At 54.8% G+C, this 16,267-nt stretch carries 14 protein-coding genes; 4 read left to right on the top strand and 10 right to left on the bottom strand.

Annotated features, from left to right (window positions below; translation table 11 throughout):
- Positions 1 to 54: 54 nt before the first annotated feature.
- Together EU556_RS21305 and EU556_RS21300 are read left to right on the top strand one after the other, a co-directional pair.
- Positions 55 to 1,194 (top strand): tetratricopeptide repeat protein, encoded by a 1,140-nt coding sequence (locus EU556_RS21305; RefSeq protein ID WP_135436172.1) that lies wholly within the window; start codon positions 55 to 57, stop codon positions 1,192 to 1,194.
- Positions 1,195 to 2,409: 1,215 nt separating this feature from the next.
- A complete protein-coding gene (locus EU556_RS21300) occupies positions 2,410 to 3,462 on the top strand; it encodes a hypothetical protein (protein ID WP_135436171.1) in 1,053 nt (350 codons plus the stop codon).
- A gap of 103 nt (positions 3,463 to 3,565) precedes the next feature.
- On the opposite strand, the gene EU556_RS26865 is transcribed toward EU556_RS21300, so the two are convergent.
- On the bottom strand, positions 3,566 to 5,131 hold the full coding sequence (locus EU556_RS26865; RefSeq protein WP_394346128.1) for an ArnT family glycosyltransferase: 1,566 nt from the start codon (positions 5,129 to 5,131) through the stop codon (positions 3,566 to 3,568).
- A 200-nt stretch (positions 5,132 to 5,331) separates the two neighbouring features.
- Complete coding sequence (locus EU556_RS21290) at positions 5,332 to 6,216, bottom strand: glycerophosphodiester phosphodiesterase (RefSeq protein ID WP_210116344.1); 885 nt, start codon at positions 6,214 to 6,216, stop codon at positions 5,332 to 5,334.
- Positions 6,217 to 6,452: 236 nt separating this feature from the next.
- Here EU556_RS21290 and EU556_RS21285 point away from each other — a divergent pair, with 236 nt between their 5' ends.
- Positions 6,453 to 7,430 carry a GDP-mannose 4,6-dehydratase gene (locus EU556_RS21285; RefSeq protein WP_135436168.1) on the top strand — a complete coding sequence of 326 codons (978 nt, stop codon included), beginning with the start codon at positions 6,453 to 6,455 and terminating at the stop codon, positions 7,428 to 7,430.
- 19 nt (positions 7,431 to 7,449) lie between these two features.
- Here the strand turns inward: EU556_RS21285 and EU556_RS21280 are convergent, their stop codons facing one another.
- From EU556_RS21280 to EU556_RS21270, 3 genes are all read right to left on the bottom strand, one after another.
- Entirely contained in the window at positions 7,450 to 9,483 is a 2,034-nt protein-coding gene (locus EU556_RS21280) for a PAS domain S-box protein (RefSeq protein ID WP_210116343.1), read from the bottom strand.
- Positions 9,484 to 9,696: 213 nt separating this feature from the next.
- Positions 9,697 to 10,347: a lipid-A-disaccharide synthase N-terminal domain-containing protein gene (locus EU556_RS21275; RefSeq protein WP_135436166.1), complete on the bottom strand. Its 651-nt coding sequence runs from the start codon at positions 10,345 to 10,347 to the stop codon at positions 9,697 to 9,699.
- A gap of 17 nt (positions 10,348 to 10,364) precedes the next feature.
- Entirely contained in the window at positions 10,365 to 11,123 is a 759-nt protein-coding gene (locus EU556_RS21270; protein WP_135436165.1) for a glycosyltransferase, read from the bottom strand.
- Positions 11,124 to 11,235: 112 nt separating this feature from the next.
- Between EU556_RS21270 and EU556_RS21265 the strand changes: the two genes are divergently transcribed.
- Positions 11,236 to 11,868, top strand: a complete 633-nt coding sequence (locus EU556_RS21265) for a hypothetical protein (protein ID WP_135436164.1) — start codon at positions 11,236 to 11,238, stop codon at positions 11,866 to 11,868.
- Positions 11,869 to 11,965: 97 nt separating this feature from the next.
- Here EU556_RS21265 and hisIE read toward each other — a convergent pair whose 3' ends face one another.
- From hisIE to hisB, 5 genes are all read right to left on the bottom strand, one after another.
- Positions 11,966 to 12,604 (bottom strand): bifunctional phosphoribosyl-AMP cyclohydrolase/phosphoribosyl-ATP diphosphatase HisIE, encoded by a 639-nt coding sequence (gene hisIE / locus EU556_RS21260; protein ID WP_135436163.1) that lies wholly within the window; start codon positions 12,602 to 12,604, stop codon positions 11,966 to 11,968.
- A gap of 116 nt (positions 12,605 to 12,720) precedes the next feature.
- Entirely contained in the window at positions 12,721 to 13,479 is a 759-nt protein-coding gene (gene hisF, locus EU556_RS21255) for an imidazole glycerol phosphate synthase subunit HisF (protein WP_135436162.1), read from the bottom strand.
- A gap of 18 nt (positions 13,480 to 13,497) precedes the next feature.
- Positions 13,498 to 14,214 carry a 1-(5-phosphoribosyl)-5-[(5-phosphoribosylamino)methylideneamino]imidazole-4-carboxamide isomerase gene (hisA, locus tag EU556_RS21250; protein WP_135436161.1) on the bottom strand — a complete coding sequence of 239 codons (717 nt, stop codon included), beginning with the start codon at positions 14,212 to 14,214 and terminating at the stop codon, positions 13,498 to 13,500.
- Between the two features lie 103 nt (positions 14,215 to 14,317).
- Positions 14,318 to 14,908 carry an imidazole glycerol phosphate synthase subunit HisH gene (gene hisH / locus EU556_RS21245; protein ID WP_135436160.1) on the bottom strand — a complete coding sequence of 197 codons (591 nt, stop codon included), beginning with the start codon at positions 14,906 to 14,908 and terminating at the stop codon, positions 14,318 to 14,320.
- Positions 14,909 to 15,100: 192 nt separating this feature from the next.
- Complete coding sequence (gene hisB, locus EU556_RS21240; protein ID WP_135436159.1) at positions 15,101 to 16,213, bottom strand: bifunctional histidinol-phosphatase/imidazoleglycerol-phosphate dehydratase HisB; 1,113 nt, start codon at positions 16,211 to 16,213, stop codon at positions 15,101 to 15,103.
- Positions 16,214 to 16,267: the final 54 nt, after the last annotated feature.

Raw genomic sequence — 16,267 nt, 5'->3', positions numbered from 1 at the left:
CCGTTTGCTTTGCAATTCCTTTCTTTCAACCTGATCATTCTTCGACAAACTCCCATGAAGAAGACAATTTTGACGCTCGTTGCAGCGGCCGCTCTTCATACTGCTTCGGCCCAGAATTCAGCCGTAACAAATGCTGTTCTTTTTCAGCGCCAAGGCACCTTAGATAAAGCCCGCACTGAAATCGACAAGGCTATAACAAACGAGAAAACCTCAAACAAAGCCAAAACCTGGTATACCCGTGGCGAGATCTACGACGCGATGGTATCGAGCCCAATTTATGGCAAGGCGCTGCCGGCTGGTGAAGGTGCCAAAATAGCCTTCGAGTCGTATCAGAAAGCTATTGAGCTTGATGGCAAAGATGGCGAGTTTGGTAAGCAGGCTTCGGCTAAGCTTGATGGCTTGTATGGTCTAGCGCTGAACGCTGGTGTAGAAAGCTACAATGGTAAGAACTACGACGAGGCATTGAAGCAGTATCGTATGGCTCAGCAGATCCGTCCGCAAGACACGACGGCTTACCTGTACGCTGCTTACGCCGCTGCTGCAAAGGAAGATTTCCCAGCCGCGAAGGAGCAGTACACCAAGCTCCAGGGCATCGGGTATAAGTCGCCGCAGATGTACACGGCAATGCTGCAGATGGCTCGTCAGGAGAAAAACGATGCTGAAGCCTCTAAAGTATTACAGCAGGCGCTGCAGGCTTATCCAAATAACAAGACCTTTATGCTGGAAGACCTGAACGCTGATTTGAGCTCGGGTCGTGGTAAAGAAGCTTTGGCCAAAATCGACAAGGCCATTGCAGCTGATCCTAAAAACGCCAACTTGTACGCTGTAAAGGGCTCGTTGTTGGACCAGGCTAAGCAGCCAGCTCAAGCGCTAGAGGCCTACAAGAAGGCGGTGGAGATTGAGCCCGATAACTTCGATGCTAACTTCAACCTCGGCGTGTACAACTACAACAAAGCTGCTGACCTGTACACGAGGGCCAGCAAAATGAGCTTGGCCGAGTATCAGAAGTCAGGTAAGAAGTATGAAGCCGATGGTAAGAAATACTTCCAGGATTCACTGCCATATTTCGAGAAGGCTCTGCAGGTACAGCCCAATGATCGGGCAACCATTTCTTCATTGCAGAAAGCATATCTGCGCGTAGGACGTACCGCTGATTCGGAGCGTATGTCCGCTAAGCTAGACGCTGCCAAATAAATTAGAATACTTTCCTCGTAAGTAGGGGGAGCGTAAAATCAGCCCGGATACTTGATTGTAAGTGTCCGGGCTGTTATTTATAAACACTACTTAACATAATATAAATTATAAGACAAATAAATATTTTAGATCTGTAGTTCAACCAACCAGTGATTCATGTAAACATGTACAATTAATCTAACTAAATAATACCAAACTCGACTTGCTTGTAAGCTGAATGAAATAGCATACCGGAATGCTTAAAGACAGCTGTCTACTACATTAAACCTATGTAATAAACTTGAAAGTAATTAGAAAAGAATCAATCGCTGTTTTCTGATCAGAAACTTTATTTGACGCGTCATAGGGATTCAGATAATTGATAATCAGGACGAATTAGAGCTCCAAGTTCATGTGAACGCGCGTTGTAGATATAAGCTGATAGTATGTTGTGTGGAGTTGGCAACGCAGGCCTAGGTAAGCATCAACAAGGTGTGTGTTGATGATAGGTAAAAAGCTCAGCTCTGAGTTAAGAACCTAGGGGATTAGGCACTGACACCAGCAACCGGAAAGTATAGGTGGTAAAATGCACAGGGAACAAAAATGTGTTGCTACAACATACGCCAATAATTTTGTTGCTGTCCGTATTCTTGAACGGCAGTGTTCAGCTCGGTCTGCACCTGGGTCGCACACTTGCGTCAGTATGGTTTCGTAATTAGTCCGGCTTATACTTCCAGGGGCTTTCTTAGTTTATAGCCCTAAGCAAAGGTGTATGAATCTGAAGCAGTGTAGAATCAAGTTTGCTTCCCTCCTATTTGTAATGGATTTGAAACTCGAAAGTCAGATGAATTACTCAGATATGGCTAATGAACATGCGGTCACAGATTGGGTATACAATGCCCCCTGTTACTAGTGATAAGATGATGGCAATGGCTATCATTTAAAAACTAATAGTAGTGTGAAGAGCCTAGGAATAGCTGAATTTAACCTGTGCCCCATTTCGTTCAACGCCCCGCCCACTTGTTAGAGGGTATTAAAATTAGTTAGGTATTTTGAGAGGTTAATAATCTAACAATCTATATAAAAGCAATACATAGTAATAAATAGTAAAAAATCGCAAAAAAATTATATATTTTAACCATTTTGTACTTTATACTACTGTTATATACTTTGATTATACATGCTATCTTTTTACCTTACCGCCACGTAGTATATACCAACCCTTTTTTTATTCCCATGCCCAAGACTATAGACTACCCTCGCACCAGTTATACTAGTGCATGGGAAGTAGCTGAAGTAGTTGATGATACTGGTGGTAAGTGTGCCATCGAAACAGCTGCTCGTAAACTCAATAGAAAGGTTAGTGGCTCCTTTAAAGCCATTATTGGTTCTGCAGTCAAGTTTGGGCTCTTAACAAGCAAGAGAGAGTTCCTAACCACTACAAACTTGTTTCGGCGTATTAAGCACGCATATGACAAGCAGGAAGAGAGAATCTATCATCGCGAAGCATTCCTTCATCCGCCCTTGTTCACACAGATATGCCGTAAGTTCAGAAACAGGGAGCTACCAGTACACATGCTGGATGTGATGCTACTGCGTGAATTCGGTGTAGAAGAAATAAATGCTCAGGGAGTGGCCAAGGCATTTATAGACGGCGCACGAATGGTTTCAATCCTAGATGAGAGAAACATCATTGCTGACATAGATCAACTCGATGCTCGGCAAGGCCCACGCAAAGAGCTTAGCAGTTCTGAAATGCCCTTGAATCTATTTAAGGGTGCCGTTAGGTCAACGACAAACAATGAGGCCACCTCACCGCAATCAGAGCCAACAATAGATAGAATAGATAGTAATCCTGCACAGGCCCCAGTTGTACCAGCACAGCGCACAAATGACCCCGTATCTAGACTATTTGGACTAGACCCCGATGATTTGGATGACGAGCAGGAGGATGACGATAGTACAATCGGTGAGTCTGAGGCAGAGTATGTACCTACCGAGCCAACGGCTGACTCCATACGGAGCAACCACAAAGATTCCAATACTGGCGCTAGTCCTACAACCAGTAATACTCCTTCTATTGAACCACTACATCCAGCTCCACAGAGACAGCCTACACCTCAGCCATCAGTGCCGGTAGCATATACTACAACAGCAGTTGCACCCACCACTGGATACAGTATTAGCATCAGCGGCCCTGGCCTAGACACTCAACTTGTAATTCAGGATGCAGAAGACTTAGTACTTGTAAGTGCCTTACTAGATAAGATAAGGCGGCAGCTACGCTGAATAAAAAAGGCCGCGGATTAACTCCGCGGCCTTTTTTGTAGGAGAGGCATGGCCCCTACTCTAACTATCAAGATAAAGCAACCCAGGTTGTTTTAACATTATGTTAAGGCTTTTTGGTGCCTAACCGGTTTAGAATCCCTACCATCCAGTAGCCTGACTCCTTCTTGCCTCCCAAATAAAAGCTGTCGACTTGAGTGATGCGGAAGCCAGCCTGACGCCAGGCAAGTGGCAGCCGAGACTGTAGAGGCGCCGCGGAGAAAACCGCTACCGGACCCGCCGTAACGGCCCCTTGCGGAGATGAAATGGGGCTAGTAGGCGGCAGATGCCAAATGGGTACTGCCCTACCCGCAGCCCATACCTGCTTAACATGCAAGGTATCGAGGCTCACCCAACGCATACTTTGCAAGGCCACGTGCCGCCGGATATCCCGCATCTGCCGAAGCCCGACAGTATCGCGCCTGCGTTCCCAAACGGGATAAAAAGGTAACAGTAATATAAGCAAGGCAGCCATGCCCGTTAAGGACGCTCCAGTAAGAGCTGTAGGCCTAGGTAGTCGTACTAACTGTCGCAGCACATACGCTCCTACCACCCCAAATACTACTACCGAAGCCCATAGCCTAGCCCCTTTCGTACCGGGTAGATCAATAACGAATAGCGCAACAGGTACGGCCAGGCAGACTACCAGCAGAATACCTCCCCAAACCCGAAGCAAGGTTAGGTCGGAGCGGGTAGATCGTTTGGCAGCGACAGCAGCCTCCCAGTACCGTATTAAGCCCGCAACCAACAAGGCCAGCGGTGGCATCAGGGGTAACATATACCGTTCCTTCTTTTCAGGAACCAGACTTAATAGCAGTAGGCTGATTAACACCCACCCCAAGGCTAATGCATAGGGTATATACCGCTGGACGCGGGGTCGAGCATACGGCCACACCAACGAAACCAAGGCTACTAAAGCCCAGATTCCGGTAAACGCAGCAAAGGGAGCATAAAACCAGAAGGGTTTAACGTGTCGTTCACCCCAAGAAGATATTTCCGTTCTAGCTACGGTAACCGCCGCTGGGGCCACATGCTGATAAATGTACCAAGGCCAGCTGCAGCCGATACCCAACAAGAGGCCTAGCCCAAGCAATGTCCCGGGCAAGTGGCGGCGAACGTGCTGCCTATGCTGGGGGTACCCTACCAGGTAAATCAGCAAGAAGGGGAATAAAACAGTATAGAGAGCTACCGGCCCTTTACTCAGCAGTGACAAACCTCCCAGTACGCCCGCGCCAGCCAGCCAACCCCAGGCTTGACCTGCGCGTTGCCACCCTTTTACAAGCAACCAGAGAGCCCCAACCATCATACTAACGGCGAAGATGTCCCACTGCCCTTCTCGGCCGGTAGTAATCACAAGCAAGCTGCTGGCCAATACCAACGCCCCCAACCACGCCGTACGTCCTGAGTCTTCGGCGTCCCCGGGCAAGTGACGGGTAAGCTCCCGGGCCAGACCCCAGAAGAAGAGTACAAGCAGCGTAGCAGCAAACGCCGCCGGTAAACGCAGTAAGGCCAGGTTCTCCGTTGGCCCCACAAGTTTTTGCAGGGCCGCTACCGCCCAGGTAGGAAAGGGTGGCTTGGCCAGCCGCAGCTCTCCATTCATGGTCGGAATAAGCCAGGAGCCCCCAGCAACCATTTCACGGGCGGCCACAAAATTCCGCGCTTCCATCAGACTGACCTCTGGAGCCCCACCGTGCACGAAAAAACTAGTGATACAAACCGCTACGACGGATGCCCACCTCCCCCAAGCCCGTAGCCGGAGAGGTGGGGTATTATCTTGATGCATATACAGAAGGAAAGAGTGTGTGCCTGCTAGTTAAACCCCAAAACGCAGACTTAATGTTGGGCAGGCCGAACCAACGACACTGATGGCGCACCCGAGGTACCCCCGTGGCGGAGCTGGTGACGCAGCCGCCGAACGTTGTCTACCTCATACGCGTCGGGGTGGGCGGCTACCACGCGCTTCAGGGCAGCACCTGAGCGGCCCCCAAAGACCACTACCTCGCGGCCCATCGCATGAAGGCGGGCCACCCGCTCGGGACTTATATCATCTTTGTGCAGGACTACTGCCTGCACATCGGTGGTAGCCAGGCTAGCCATCCCCTGCTCAAACTCATCGGTGAACTCCAACCCTAATGGGACAGAGGGCTGGAGTTGGCGTAGGTAAGCCAGGGTAGCCGGACGATTTGTAAGAATAAGTACCCGCTCCAGGGGCACCTGGTACTGGCCTAGCAAGGCCACTAATTGGCGAGCTAATGTGCGGCTGCGGGCGGTATCATTGGCCGAACATGCATCGTCCTCGTGCAAATCAAGGTGCAGCAAGGGAAAAGTGGGGCGCTTGGCAAGCTGAGCCAGCAAGGTTTCAAAGGTGCTGATTTGTTCATGTTGAAACCAATCGTAGGGCCAGCCGCCACGATAGCGCAACCGCTGCAACTCTGCCGCCGACGTTTGACTGACACACCCCTGCCCGTTAGTCATAGAGGTCAAGGTATGGTCGTGATACAACACGGGGACCCCATCCTGAGAAAGCCGAATATCCACTTCCACGCCCGCGGCCTGGTGGCGCAGAGCCCGATTGATGCTGCGCAGACTACTCGGCGGCAACGGGTTAAACGGCATAAAGGGTGTAAAGAACCCCGAACCCGCGTGGCCTAGCACCAGTGGCTGAGGCCACGGTCGAACCGGCTCAGGCGCAGGAGGCCCTTCAGTACCAACAGGCATACCTAGGGCGGTTGTACAAACGAGGCCTAGGCCACTCAAAAACCCAGGCAGCAGCCCGCGGCTGCCCATTCGGAATAAAATAGAATGCATAGGCAAGTGACCGAACACCATGAAAGGAAAAAAGACTGAAGTGTTCGGCAGGAATTATATACGCGAAAAACTGCTGGCTGGGCAATTCCGTTACCTTTGCGCCCCGCGGTTTTACCGCGGAGTTAACTTTCTTCCCGCTTCTGCGCATGGCATCCATTCTGGTTACCGGCTGCGCGGGCTTTATTGGCTCGCACCTCGCCGAGCGGCTGCTCCAGGATGGGCACCGCGTTGTAGGCCTCGATAACTTTGATCCGTTCTACGACCGGACTCTCAAGCAAACCAACCTAGGCCAGTGCCTGATGCATCCGCGCTTCAGCTTTCACGAGGCAGACCTTCGCCACGGCCTCGATGCGCTGGTAGATGCCCTGCCCGCCGACCCTATTGACGTAGTAGTACACCTGGCAGCCAAGGCAGGCGTGGGCCCCTCCGTGCGGGAGCCTGTAGCCTATCTGGAAAACAACGTCATCGGGACCACCCATTTGCTGGAGTGGATGCGCCTGCGCGATATCAAGAAATTGTTCTTTGCTTCTTCCTCCTCCGTGTACGGCAATACCAAGGAGCAGCCTTTTCGGGAGGAACAGAACCTGCTCGCGGCCTGCATCTCGCCCTACGCCGCATCTAAGCTGGCTGGGGAGCAGCTCACCTACACGTACCACCATCTCTACGGGATGGATGTGCTGAATGCCCGCTTTTTCACCGTGTATGGCCCCCGCCAGCGCCCCGACTTGGCCATTCATAAGTTTGTGCGCCTGTTGCGGGCAGAAAAGCCTATTCCAGTATTTGGCGATGGTACTACGGCCCGTGACTACACTTTCGTGCTAGATACCGTAGATGGCATTGCTCGCGGGGTAGACTATCTGCTAGGCCACAACGGGGTGTATGAAACCATCAACCTAGGGAATAACCGTCCCGTTGCGTTGCTCGAGCTGATTACAGCCGTGGGTGAAGCCGTAGGCCACGCTGCGCAGCTGGAGTTCCAGCCCATGCAGGCCGGCGATGTCGATATTACTTACGCCGATATCAGCAAGGCCCAGCACTTGCTGGGCTACGCTCCGAAGACCCCACTAGCCGATGGCTTACGACAGTTTGTGGAGTGGATAGATGCCCAGGACCCACTGGCGTAACTCCTCTCTTAAAGCTTCCCTAAGACTTACCCCCTACCGATAAAGCAGATGCCCCGAGCCAGACCCGAAAGGTAGCCCCCGCGCCTTCCTGGCTATCGACCTCGATGTGCCCGCCGTTAGCCTGCACGATGCGGTTGACGAGGTATAACCCTACCCCAGAGCCCGACGTGTGCTGGTGCAGACGACGGAAAAGCTGAAACAGCTGTTCACCGTACTTCTGCGCGTCGAAGCCCAGGCCATTGTCCTCCACTACGAGCACAGGCTGACCGGAGTCAACCCACATGGAGAGATGAATACGGGATGGGCGCCGGGGGTCGGCATATTTGAGGGAGTTGCCTAACAAGTTGAGCAGAACGGTGCGCAAGTTGGCACGAGGAAACAAAATGGTGGACTGAGCCGCAAAGTCAGTTGTGATGCGGGCCCGGGCTGCCCGGGTCTGCGGCTCCAGGAGGCTGAGCACTTCTTCGGTTACCTCCGCCAGCGAGACGGTTTCGGACAGGGCCTCGCCGGCGCGCTGCGCTTGCCCCAGCGCTGCCAGTTCATCAATGGTAGTGCCAAGCTGTTGCAACGATTGCTGAATTAACGGCACCAACAGCCGTTCTTCCTCCGGATCGGTGAACTGAATACTGCGGTAAAGCTCGTCGAACAAGCCGCGCAGATTGTTAATGGGCTGCTTCAGATCGTGGGAAGCCGCGTACACGAAGTTGTCCAGGTCTTGGTTGGTGCGCGTGAGTCGCGCATTTGCGCGCTGGTGCTGTTGTTCCGACTGCCGAAGGGCCTCTTCCGCCCGCTTCGCCTCCGTTATATCGAGCACAAACTTTACACATTCTGTATCGCTCAGGCGTTTGCCCGCCGATAAACCCCACCAGCGTGAGCCATCTGGGCGCTGGTACTGCTTTTCCAAGGGCGTACTTGTCCCGACGGTGCGCAGTTGCTGCAGCGCCTGGTGGGAGGCGGGAATAAATTCCGGTGCCGTCAGGGTGTCGAGGTGCACGTGGCCACTGGCCAGGTCAGCGTGCGCAAAGCCGCTCATGCGCTCAAAAGCCGCATTGCTGTCATGAACGCGGCCCTCCGGGTCAAAGAAAAGAATGCCTACCGTATCAATGGATAGGGCTTTGCGCAGCCGTTCTTCACTCCGGCTCAAGGCTTCTTCAACCTGCTTGCGGTCATGAATATCCATGGAAGAGCCGAACCAACGGGTAATCTGCCCGCTTACAGGGTCGTGAAAGGGCTCAGCGCGCACCAGAAACCAGCGGTAAGTACCATCGGCCGCACGAATGCGGTGCTCAACCTCAAACACGTTACCGGTTTGCCGGGCCTGCTCAAACGCCTGCATGGTGCGGTGGCCATCAGCCGGATGAACGAACCCGCTGGCCACCGCGGCAGCCGTGCTGGCCTCATAGGCCACGCCGGTGTAGCGGCTCCACTGCCGGTTGAAAAACTCGGTCCGGCCCTCCCCGTCCGTAATCCAAACGATTTGGGGCACGGCATCGGCCATTACCCGGAACCGCTCCTCACTCTCGCGCAGGGCCGATTCCGTGCGGGCACGCACTACCGCGTCCCAGGTTCGATCGGCCGTTTTCTCCAACAGCGTCAACTCCTGGTCGGTCCACGCATGCGCTTCGGGGTAGTGCATAAACAGCACCGCAATCAGCTGCCCGTTCTTGCGCAGCGGCACGTTGACGGTGGCCCCGAGTTGCAGCACCGCATGGGCGTGTTTCTCCTCGGCGGTAAGGGTCGGATCGTTGGCGATATCGGGGCGAACCACCGTTCGACCTTCCTTAAACGCTCGCAGTAGCTCCGGCCCGTAGTCATTGTAGTGGTAGCGGCCCTCAATGCTCGGCACGCCCTCCTGGGTATAATTCCGAGTGACAACGATGTGCGCATCATCGCCCTCGTCTACAGCGTAACCTACGCGGCTGGCGCCCAAGTACTGGCCTAGCGCACACGCGGCTCGGTACTGAATATCTAACGGGTCAGACAGTGAACGAAGTAGGTCGCTGAGTCGGAGCAGAAACCCCTGTTGCTGCTCACTTTGGCGAAGGGTTTCCACAGTGTGCCGATGTTGTGAGGAAGCCGCGGACATGGGAAGGGATTGTGCACCGTAAATATACGCTCGGCGCAGATGAGGAGTGGTGGGCTACTGCGCATACGGAAGGATCACAGCTACAGCCTATCCACGGACGAGTTTCCACCAATGTCCGCCTGCTTCCCTGGTGCCAAGCCTGCATGTTACGGGTAGCAAACAGGTGGTTGCGCGCAAACCCTAGGCCAGGGGAACTTGTGCTTGTTGGGCTTGCTCACGGCGCAAGAGCACAATGTTGCGGGTATACACCACAATACCGGGCACGTTACCCAGAATCAGTACCTCGTCGTGGCGCAGCAAGGCGTAGATCAGCACCAGGAAGGAGCCTACCAGGCTCACCACCCAAAAGCCCAGCGGCAGCACCGATTCGCCCTTGCGCTCGGAATACAACCACTGGTACACGAACCGGAGCAGGAATACCGTCTGGCCAACCGCACCCAACGCCAGCCAGCCCCCTGGAATGGGCGTGTGCAGCATGCGCTGAAAGCTGAAGTTGGGCGTGCCCACGAAGAACAATACCAGCGTGGCCAGCGGAAAAACGTAGGCCCCGGCCCTGAACACCCCGTTGAGTTTACGCCACTCGCCCAGCAACTGCAGGTTACGGATGTAGATGCCGTAGCTGATGAGTTGGGCGCCCAGAATAACCGGGTCGTGGCGCAGAATGCCGTAGATAATCATCAGGAAGGATGATATCAGACTGATCTGCCAGAACAAGGCCGGCACCAACACCTGCTTGGCCCGCTCGCTCTTAATCCATTGCAGAATAATGCGGCTGCTGAACAGCCCCTGCGACAACAACCCAATGATGCGGGCAACGAGTTCGGTACTCATAGTACAGGTGGCCTAGGCTAGGCTGAGGCAGCCGCTGAGCGCTGCTCCTCCCCGATTTCGTAGTTCTTCCAGCGGCTCCGGATCCAGCGGAACCCGAAGGTATCCACCAGAGGCTTCCAGGCGCGGTTCCAGAGGTTGTACTTGGCCGTACCGGCGAAGCGCGGGAAATGCTGCACGGGCATCTGGTGCACCTTGCCGCCTTGAAGCTGCACCAGCGCCCCCAGGAAGCGGTGCATGCCGTGGAAAAGCGGAATCCGGCGGGCGTACTCAATCTTCATAATCTTGAGCGGGCAGCCCGTGTCCTGAATGCCGTCGTTGATGAGGGTGCGCCGCACGCCGTTGGCAATCTTGGAGGAGAGCTTCTTCACAAACGTATCCTGGCGCTTGGCCCGGATGCCGTTCACCATATCAAACTGCGGGAAGAACTCAAAGAACTTCAGGAAGTCCAGCGGCGAGGTCTGAATGTCGGAGTCGATGTAGCCCAGCAGCGTGGTGCGGCAGTGGTCAATGCCGGCTTTGATTGCCGTGCTCAGGCCCCGGTTTTGGCTCAGGCTAATGAATTCGTAACGCGAATCCTGGCGGCAGATGTCGCGCAGAATAGGCAAAGAGCCGTCAGTGGAGCCATCGTTCACGAACAGAACAGTGGTTTTAACCGGCGTCTGATCCAGAAACTTATTCATCTCCACTGCAAACTGCTGCAGGCTTTCTTCTTCATTATACACTGGCACCAGCACCGTAAGGCTTTGCTGGGCTAGATAGGAGGCGTTGAGGGGCATAAAGGCGAGGCAAGCGTTTAGCTGCGCAAGGTAGGCTAAGATTAGAAAACGATTAGAGAATGATCCGCGCGACCTATCTTACTGCCAATTATCAGAATGAGTTTGTGTCCCTATGAAATTATCTTATTTCGTGGCTGTCGGCTTGTGTTTACCAGCCTTTAGCCTTGCTCAAACCCAAACAACACCTAACCTAACACCGCCCCCTGCCCAAGTAGTAAAAGCCGGTGTGCGCGTGTTCAATCAACCCGATGTGGTGGCTGGGTATGAAAGGCAGATAACGCCCCGTTTCAGCCTGCTGGGTGGCCTAGGCTACTTCCGCCAACGGTACTCCACGTCCGGCCTCTGGTTTACAAATGCTGCTGGCCAGAGCCAGCCGGAAATGCTGCAGGGCCTTTCTCATTCCTACCACGCCGACCTCCAACTCCGCTATTATTTCCGGGCCCGGGTGCCCCGGCCCGCTCTCACGGGCTGGTACACTATGTTCGCGCTCCAAGGCACCTACCGGCGTACCGAGGAACGATACGTGGCTTCCCCAACCGTGCCCGTTGGTACCCGTCGCCGCTATCAAACTACCGGTCTGCAGCCTCAACTGTATCTGGGCCGACAATGGGGCATAGGCCGCCGTATAGTGCTCGACACATTCGTAGGCGCCTGCGTCTACCGGCGTGAATCCGTGAACCAGCCGAATGCCAAAGCAGCGTATCTGGACGCCGGAGGTGGCCTAGCACTTGGCTGGCGATTGTAAGCGAAACTGCCTGAACACAGCGACGGCGTTCAAGATGTCCTGAACGCCGTCGCTGTGTTGTAACGTCGGCTGAGCCGACTCGCTTGGCAAGACGCGTTTAATCCCGCCGCACTCCCGCCGAAATGGTGGTGTGACGCTGACGCAGCACCTCCACTATGTCTTCCAGCGTCAGGCCCGACGCCGTGAGCAGTACCAACAAATGGTAAAGCAAATCGGCAGCTTCTCCTTTTAGCCCGTCAAGGTTGCCCCCTACGGCATCAATGACGGTTTCTACAGCCTCCTCTCCCACTTTCTGGGCGATTTTGGGCATGCCTTTCTTGAACAGCGAAACCGTGTACGACTTCGGGTCCTCGTCGGGGAATTGCTGGCGGCGCTGCACCAGGCGCTCCAGCTCCGCAATAAAGCCCACCGGCGCTGTTGGGTAGGCCACCTGCTCGGCCTGCTCAAAGCAGCTGGTGGTACCGCGGTGGCAGGTAGGCCCGTCCGGAATAGCCCGAATCAGCAGGGCATCCTGGTCGCAGTCGGGGTGCTGGCTGACCACGGTGAGGTAGTTGCCGCTGGTTTCACCCTTGGTCCAGAGGCGCTGCTTGGAGCGGGAAAAGAACGTAACGCGACCCGTTTCAGTGGTTACGCGCTGGGCTTCCTCGTTCTGGTAGCCCAGCATCAGCACCTGCCCGGTCTGGGCATCCTGCACGATGACGGGAATGAGCCCGTCGGGCATTTTGGCGAAATCCATTTGTTTTAAGTGATGAAGTGACTAAGGAATGAGGTGAAGGGGTGAGGAAGTAAGGAGATGATGAGGTCGTTCTTTACTTCCTCACCTTATTACCTCATCACCTCATCACTCAAAAATTACAGCCGGACCGGGATGCCGTCCTGGCGCAGATGTTCTTTCAGCTCCCGGATGCCGATTTCGCCGAAGTGGAAAATACTAGCGGCCAGACCGGCGTCGGCGTGGGCTTGCTGGAAAACGTTGGTGAAATCTTGCTTGGAGCCGGCTCCACCCGAGGCCACTACCGGAATAGTAATGGCTCGGCTCACGGCGCCGGTGATATCCAGGGCAAAGCCATCCTTGGTGCCGTCGTTGCTCATAGAGGTCAGCAGGATTTCGCCGGCGCCGCGGTCGGCGGCCTCCCGGCACCACTCCACGGCGTCGCGGCCAGTGTTATTGGTGCCGGCGCGGGTGTAGATCTGCCAGCCGTCGGCGTCGTTGTAGCGCGCATCGGCGGCCACCACAATGCACTGACTCCCGAACCGGGCCGCCAGCTCATCAATCAGCTCCGGCCGCGCCAGCGCGGCCGAGTTAATGCTCACTTTGTCGGCCCCGTTGAGCAGCAGTGCCTCCACATCGGTAACAGTACCAATACCGCCGCCCACGGTAAACGGAATATCCAGCTCCCGGGCCACATCGCGCACCAGCGCTACCAGCGTAGCCCGTTTCTGGTTGGTAGCCGTGATATCCAGGAACACCAGTTCGTCAGCACCTTCCCGGGCGTAGCGTGATGCCAGCGCCACCGGGTCGCCGGCGTCGCGCAGCCCCTCAAACCGGACGCCCTTCACGGTGCGGCCATCCTTTACGTCGAGGCAGGGGATAATTCTTTTGGTTAGCATGGGGTGTGAGGTCTGCGGTTACAACCAGCCTTTCAGCTCGTCGAGGGTGATGGTGCCTTCATAAATGGCCTTGCCGATGATGGCACCGTGCATGCCAATTTCGGCCAACGCTTCCACGTCGGCTATCGTTGTGACGCCGCCGCTGGCAATGAGGCGGGCCGCCGGCAAGGCCTGCCGCAGCTCCCGATACGTGTCCAGGGCCGGGCCCTGCAGCTTACCATCCTTGCTTACATCGGTGCAGATAAAGGTGGTGGCTCCGGCCGTGAGGTACTGGCCTAGAAACTCCTGCAGGGTATGCTCACTCTGCTCTGCCCAGGCATTGATAGAAATATGGTTGTCACGGAAATCAGCGCCCACAATTATCCTGTCGGCCCCAAACGTCTGCAGCCAGTTATTCACCGTTTTCGGCTCCCGCACGGCAATGCTGCCCGCCGTAATCTGGGTAGCCCCGGCATCAAAGGCCTGCCGCAGGGCCTCGTCGCTCTGGAGGCCACCGCCGTAGTCAACCACCAGGCTGGTGTGGCGAGCAATGCGCTCCAGCACGGGCAGGTTCACGGGGCGCTTAGCGCGGGCCCCATCTAGGTCAACTAGGTGCAGGCGTTTAACGCCGTGCTGTTCAAAGCGCTGCGCCACGGCTAGCGGGTCGGAGTCGTAGGTAGTCTGCTGGGCGAAGTCGCCCTCAGTGAGGCGCACGCACTGGCCGTTAATCAGGTCAATGGCGGGGATTATTTCCATGTGGATTGAGCGATGAAGAAATGAGGTAATGAAGAGATGAAGAGCATGGGAGACTAAGCTTCGAGCTTCCTTTCTTCATCACTTCATCACCTCATTACCGGTATTACAGGTTCAGAAAGTTTTCCAGGATGCGGGTGCCCACCGTGCTGCTCTTCTCGGTGTGGAACTGCACAGCGTAAAAGTTCTTGCGCTGCACGGCCGCGCTGAAGGGCGTGGGGTATTGCCCTTGGGCAATGGTATACTGGCCTACGGGAGCATAGTAACTGTGCACGAAGTACACGTAGTCTTCTTCCTGGAGGCCGGTAAATAACGGAGAGCGAAGTTTACTCAAGGTGTTCCAACCCATGTGCGGAACTTTGTACTCCGCCGAAGCCGGAAAACGTACCACGTCAAACGGCAGGATACCGAGCAGATCAGTACCGCCACCTTCTTCACTGTGCCGACCCAGCAGCTGCATACCCAAGCATATACCCAAGAAGGGTTGCGTCAGCGTGGGCAGTAGGGTGTCGAGGCCTTGCGCCTGGAGTTCCCGCATGGCTGAGGCAGCTTCTCCCTCACCCGGAAAAAGCACCTTATCGGCTCGGCGTATTACATCATGGTCGGCCGTTAATGTTGCCTGCACGCCGAGGCGCTCCAACGCAAAAATCACCGACTGCACATTGCCGCCCTTGTAATCAATTACAGCTATTTCCATTTGAGAAATAATAGAAGAATTTCTTGTTTATACACATGTTATAACATTTGGACAAAAGCTCATTCCGTCATTCTTCCTATCTATTGCCAGCTAAATCAAGCTTGAAAGCTTTTCGTGACATCAGCATACCTTTAGGAGGTATATTGGAAAGCAGGTCAGACCTTTATCCATCTGTTTAAACAAATGGATAAACTATAAAATACCCTTCGTGCTGGGTATCTCCATCTTGCCGGCATCGCGCACCAGCGCCATCTTGATAGACTTAGCTACGGCCTTGAAAATTGCCTCAATCTTATGATGCTCATTCTGGCCTTCGGCTTTTATGTTGAGGTTGCAACGGGCCGCATCAGAGAAGCTCTTGAAGAAATGGTAGAACATTTCCGTCGGCATATCCCCTATTTTTTCGCGCTTGAACTCCGCCTCCCACACAATCCAGGGGCGGCCCGAAAAGTCGATGGCGGCTTGGGCTAACACGTCATCCATGGGGAGCAAGAACCCGTAGCGCGCCAGGCCACGTTTGTCGCCGAGGGCTTGGGTGAAGGCTTCGCCGAGAGCAATGGCTGTGTCTTCGATGGTGTGGTGCTCGTCGATGTGCAGGTCACCCTGCACCGAGATTTTCATGTCGACGCCAGAGTGCTTGCTCAGCTGGTCCAGCATATGGTCGAAGAAGCCTAGGCCGGTGTGCATGCTCGGCCGACCGTTGCCATCAAGGTTCAGCTCAATGCTGATTTTAGTTTCGTTCGTGTCGCGTTGTACTACTGCGGTGCGCGCGGGCAAGCGCAGGAACTGGTATATTTTTTCCCAGCTCATTGTAGTCAACGCGGCGCGCTCGTCGTCCTCCCCTTCCGGCTTTAATAAAATAGACTGGCAGCCCAAATTTTGTGCTAGCTCCACATCTGTCAGTCGGTCGCCGATAACGAAGGAATGCTGCAGGTCGTAGCCAGCTTCTTCGCCCAGGTACTGCTGCAGCATGCCGATGCCGGGCTTGCGCGTGGGCAGGTTCTCGTGGGGGAAGCTCCGGTCGATGTGCTCGCGCACGAACTCCACTCCTTCCGAGCGCAGAATGTCAAGCATCATGGTGTGGGCTGGCCAGAAGGTATCCTCTGGGAAGCTGTCGGTGCCAAGGCCATCCTGGTTGCTTACCAGCACCAGCTCGTAATCCAGCTCACGCGCAATGCGGGCTAGACCCGTAATGGCGCCGGGCACAAACTGAAATTTCTCGCGGCTGAGTGAGTCAACTTGAAAATCCGTGGGCGGCTCAACCAGAATGGTACCGTCGCGGTCAATAAAGAGAACTTTTTTCATGAGTATTGTTGGCGCGAAGCGGAAGCTCCGCGAGTCGTCAATAAAGTACGCTCC

This window comes from Hymenobacter fodinae (genome assembly GCF_004745825.1).
In the GTDB taxonomy this organism is placed as follows: Bacteria; Bacteroidota; Bacteroidia; order Cytophagales; family Hymenobacteraceae; genus Hymenobacter; species Hymenobacter fodinae.
This window is presented reverse-complemented; position numbering and strand designations above follow the sequence as displayed.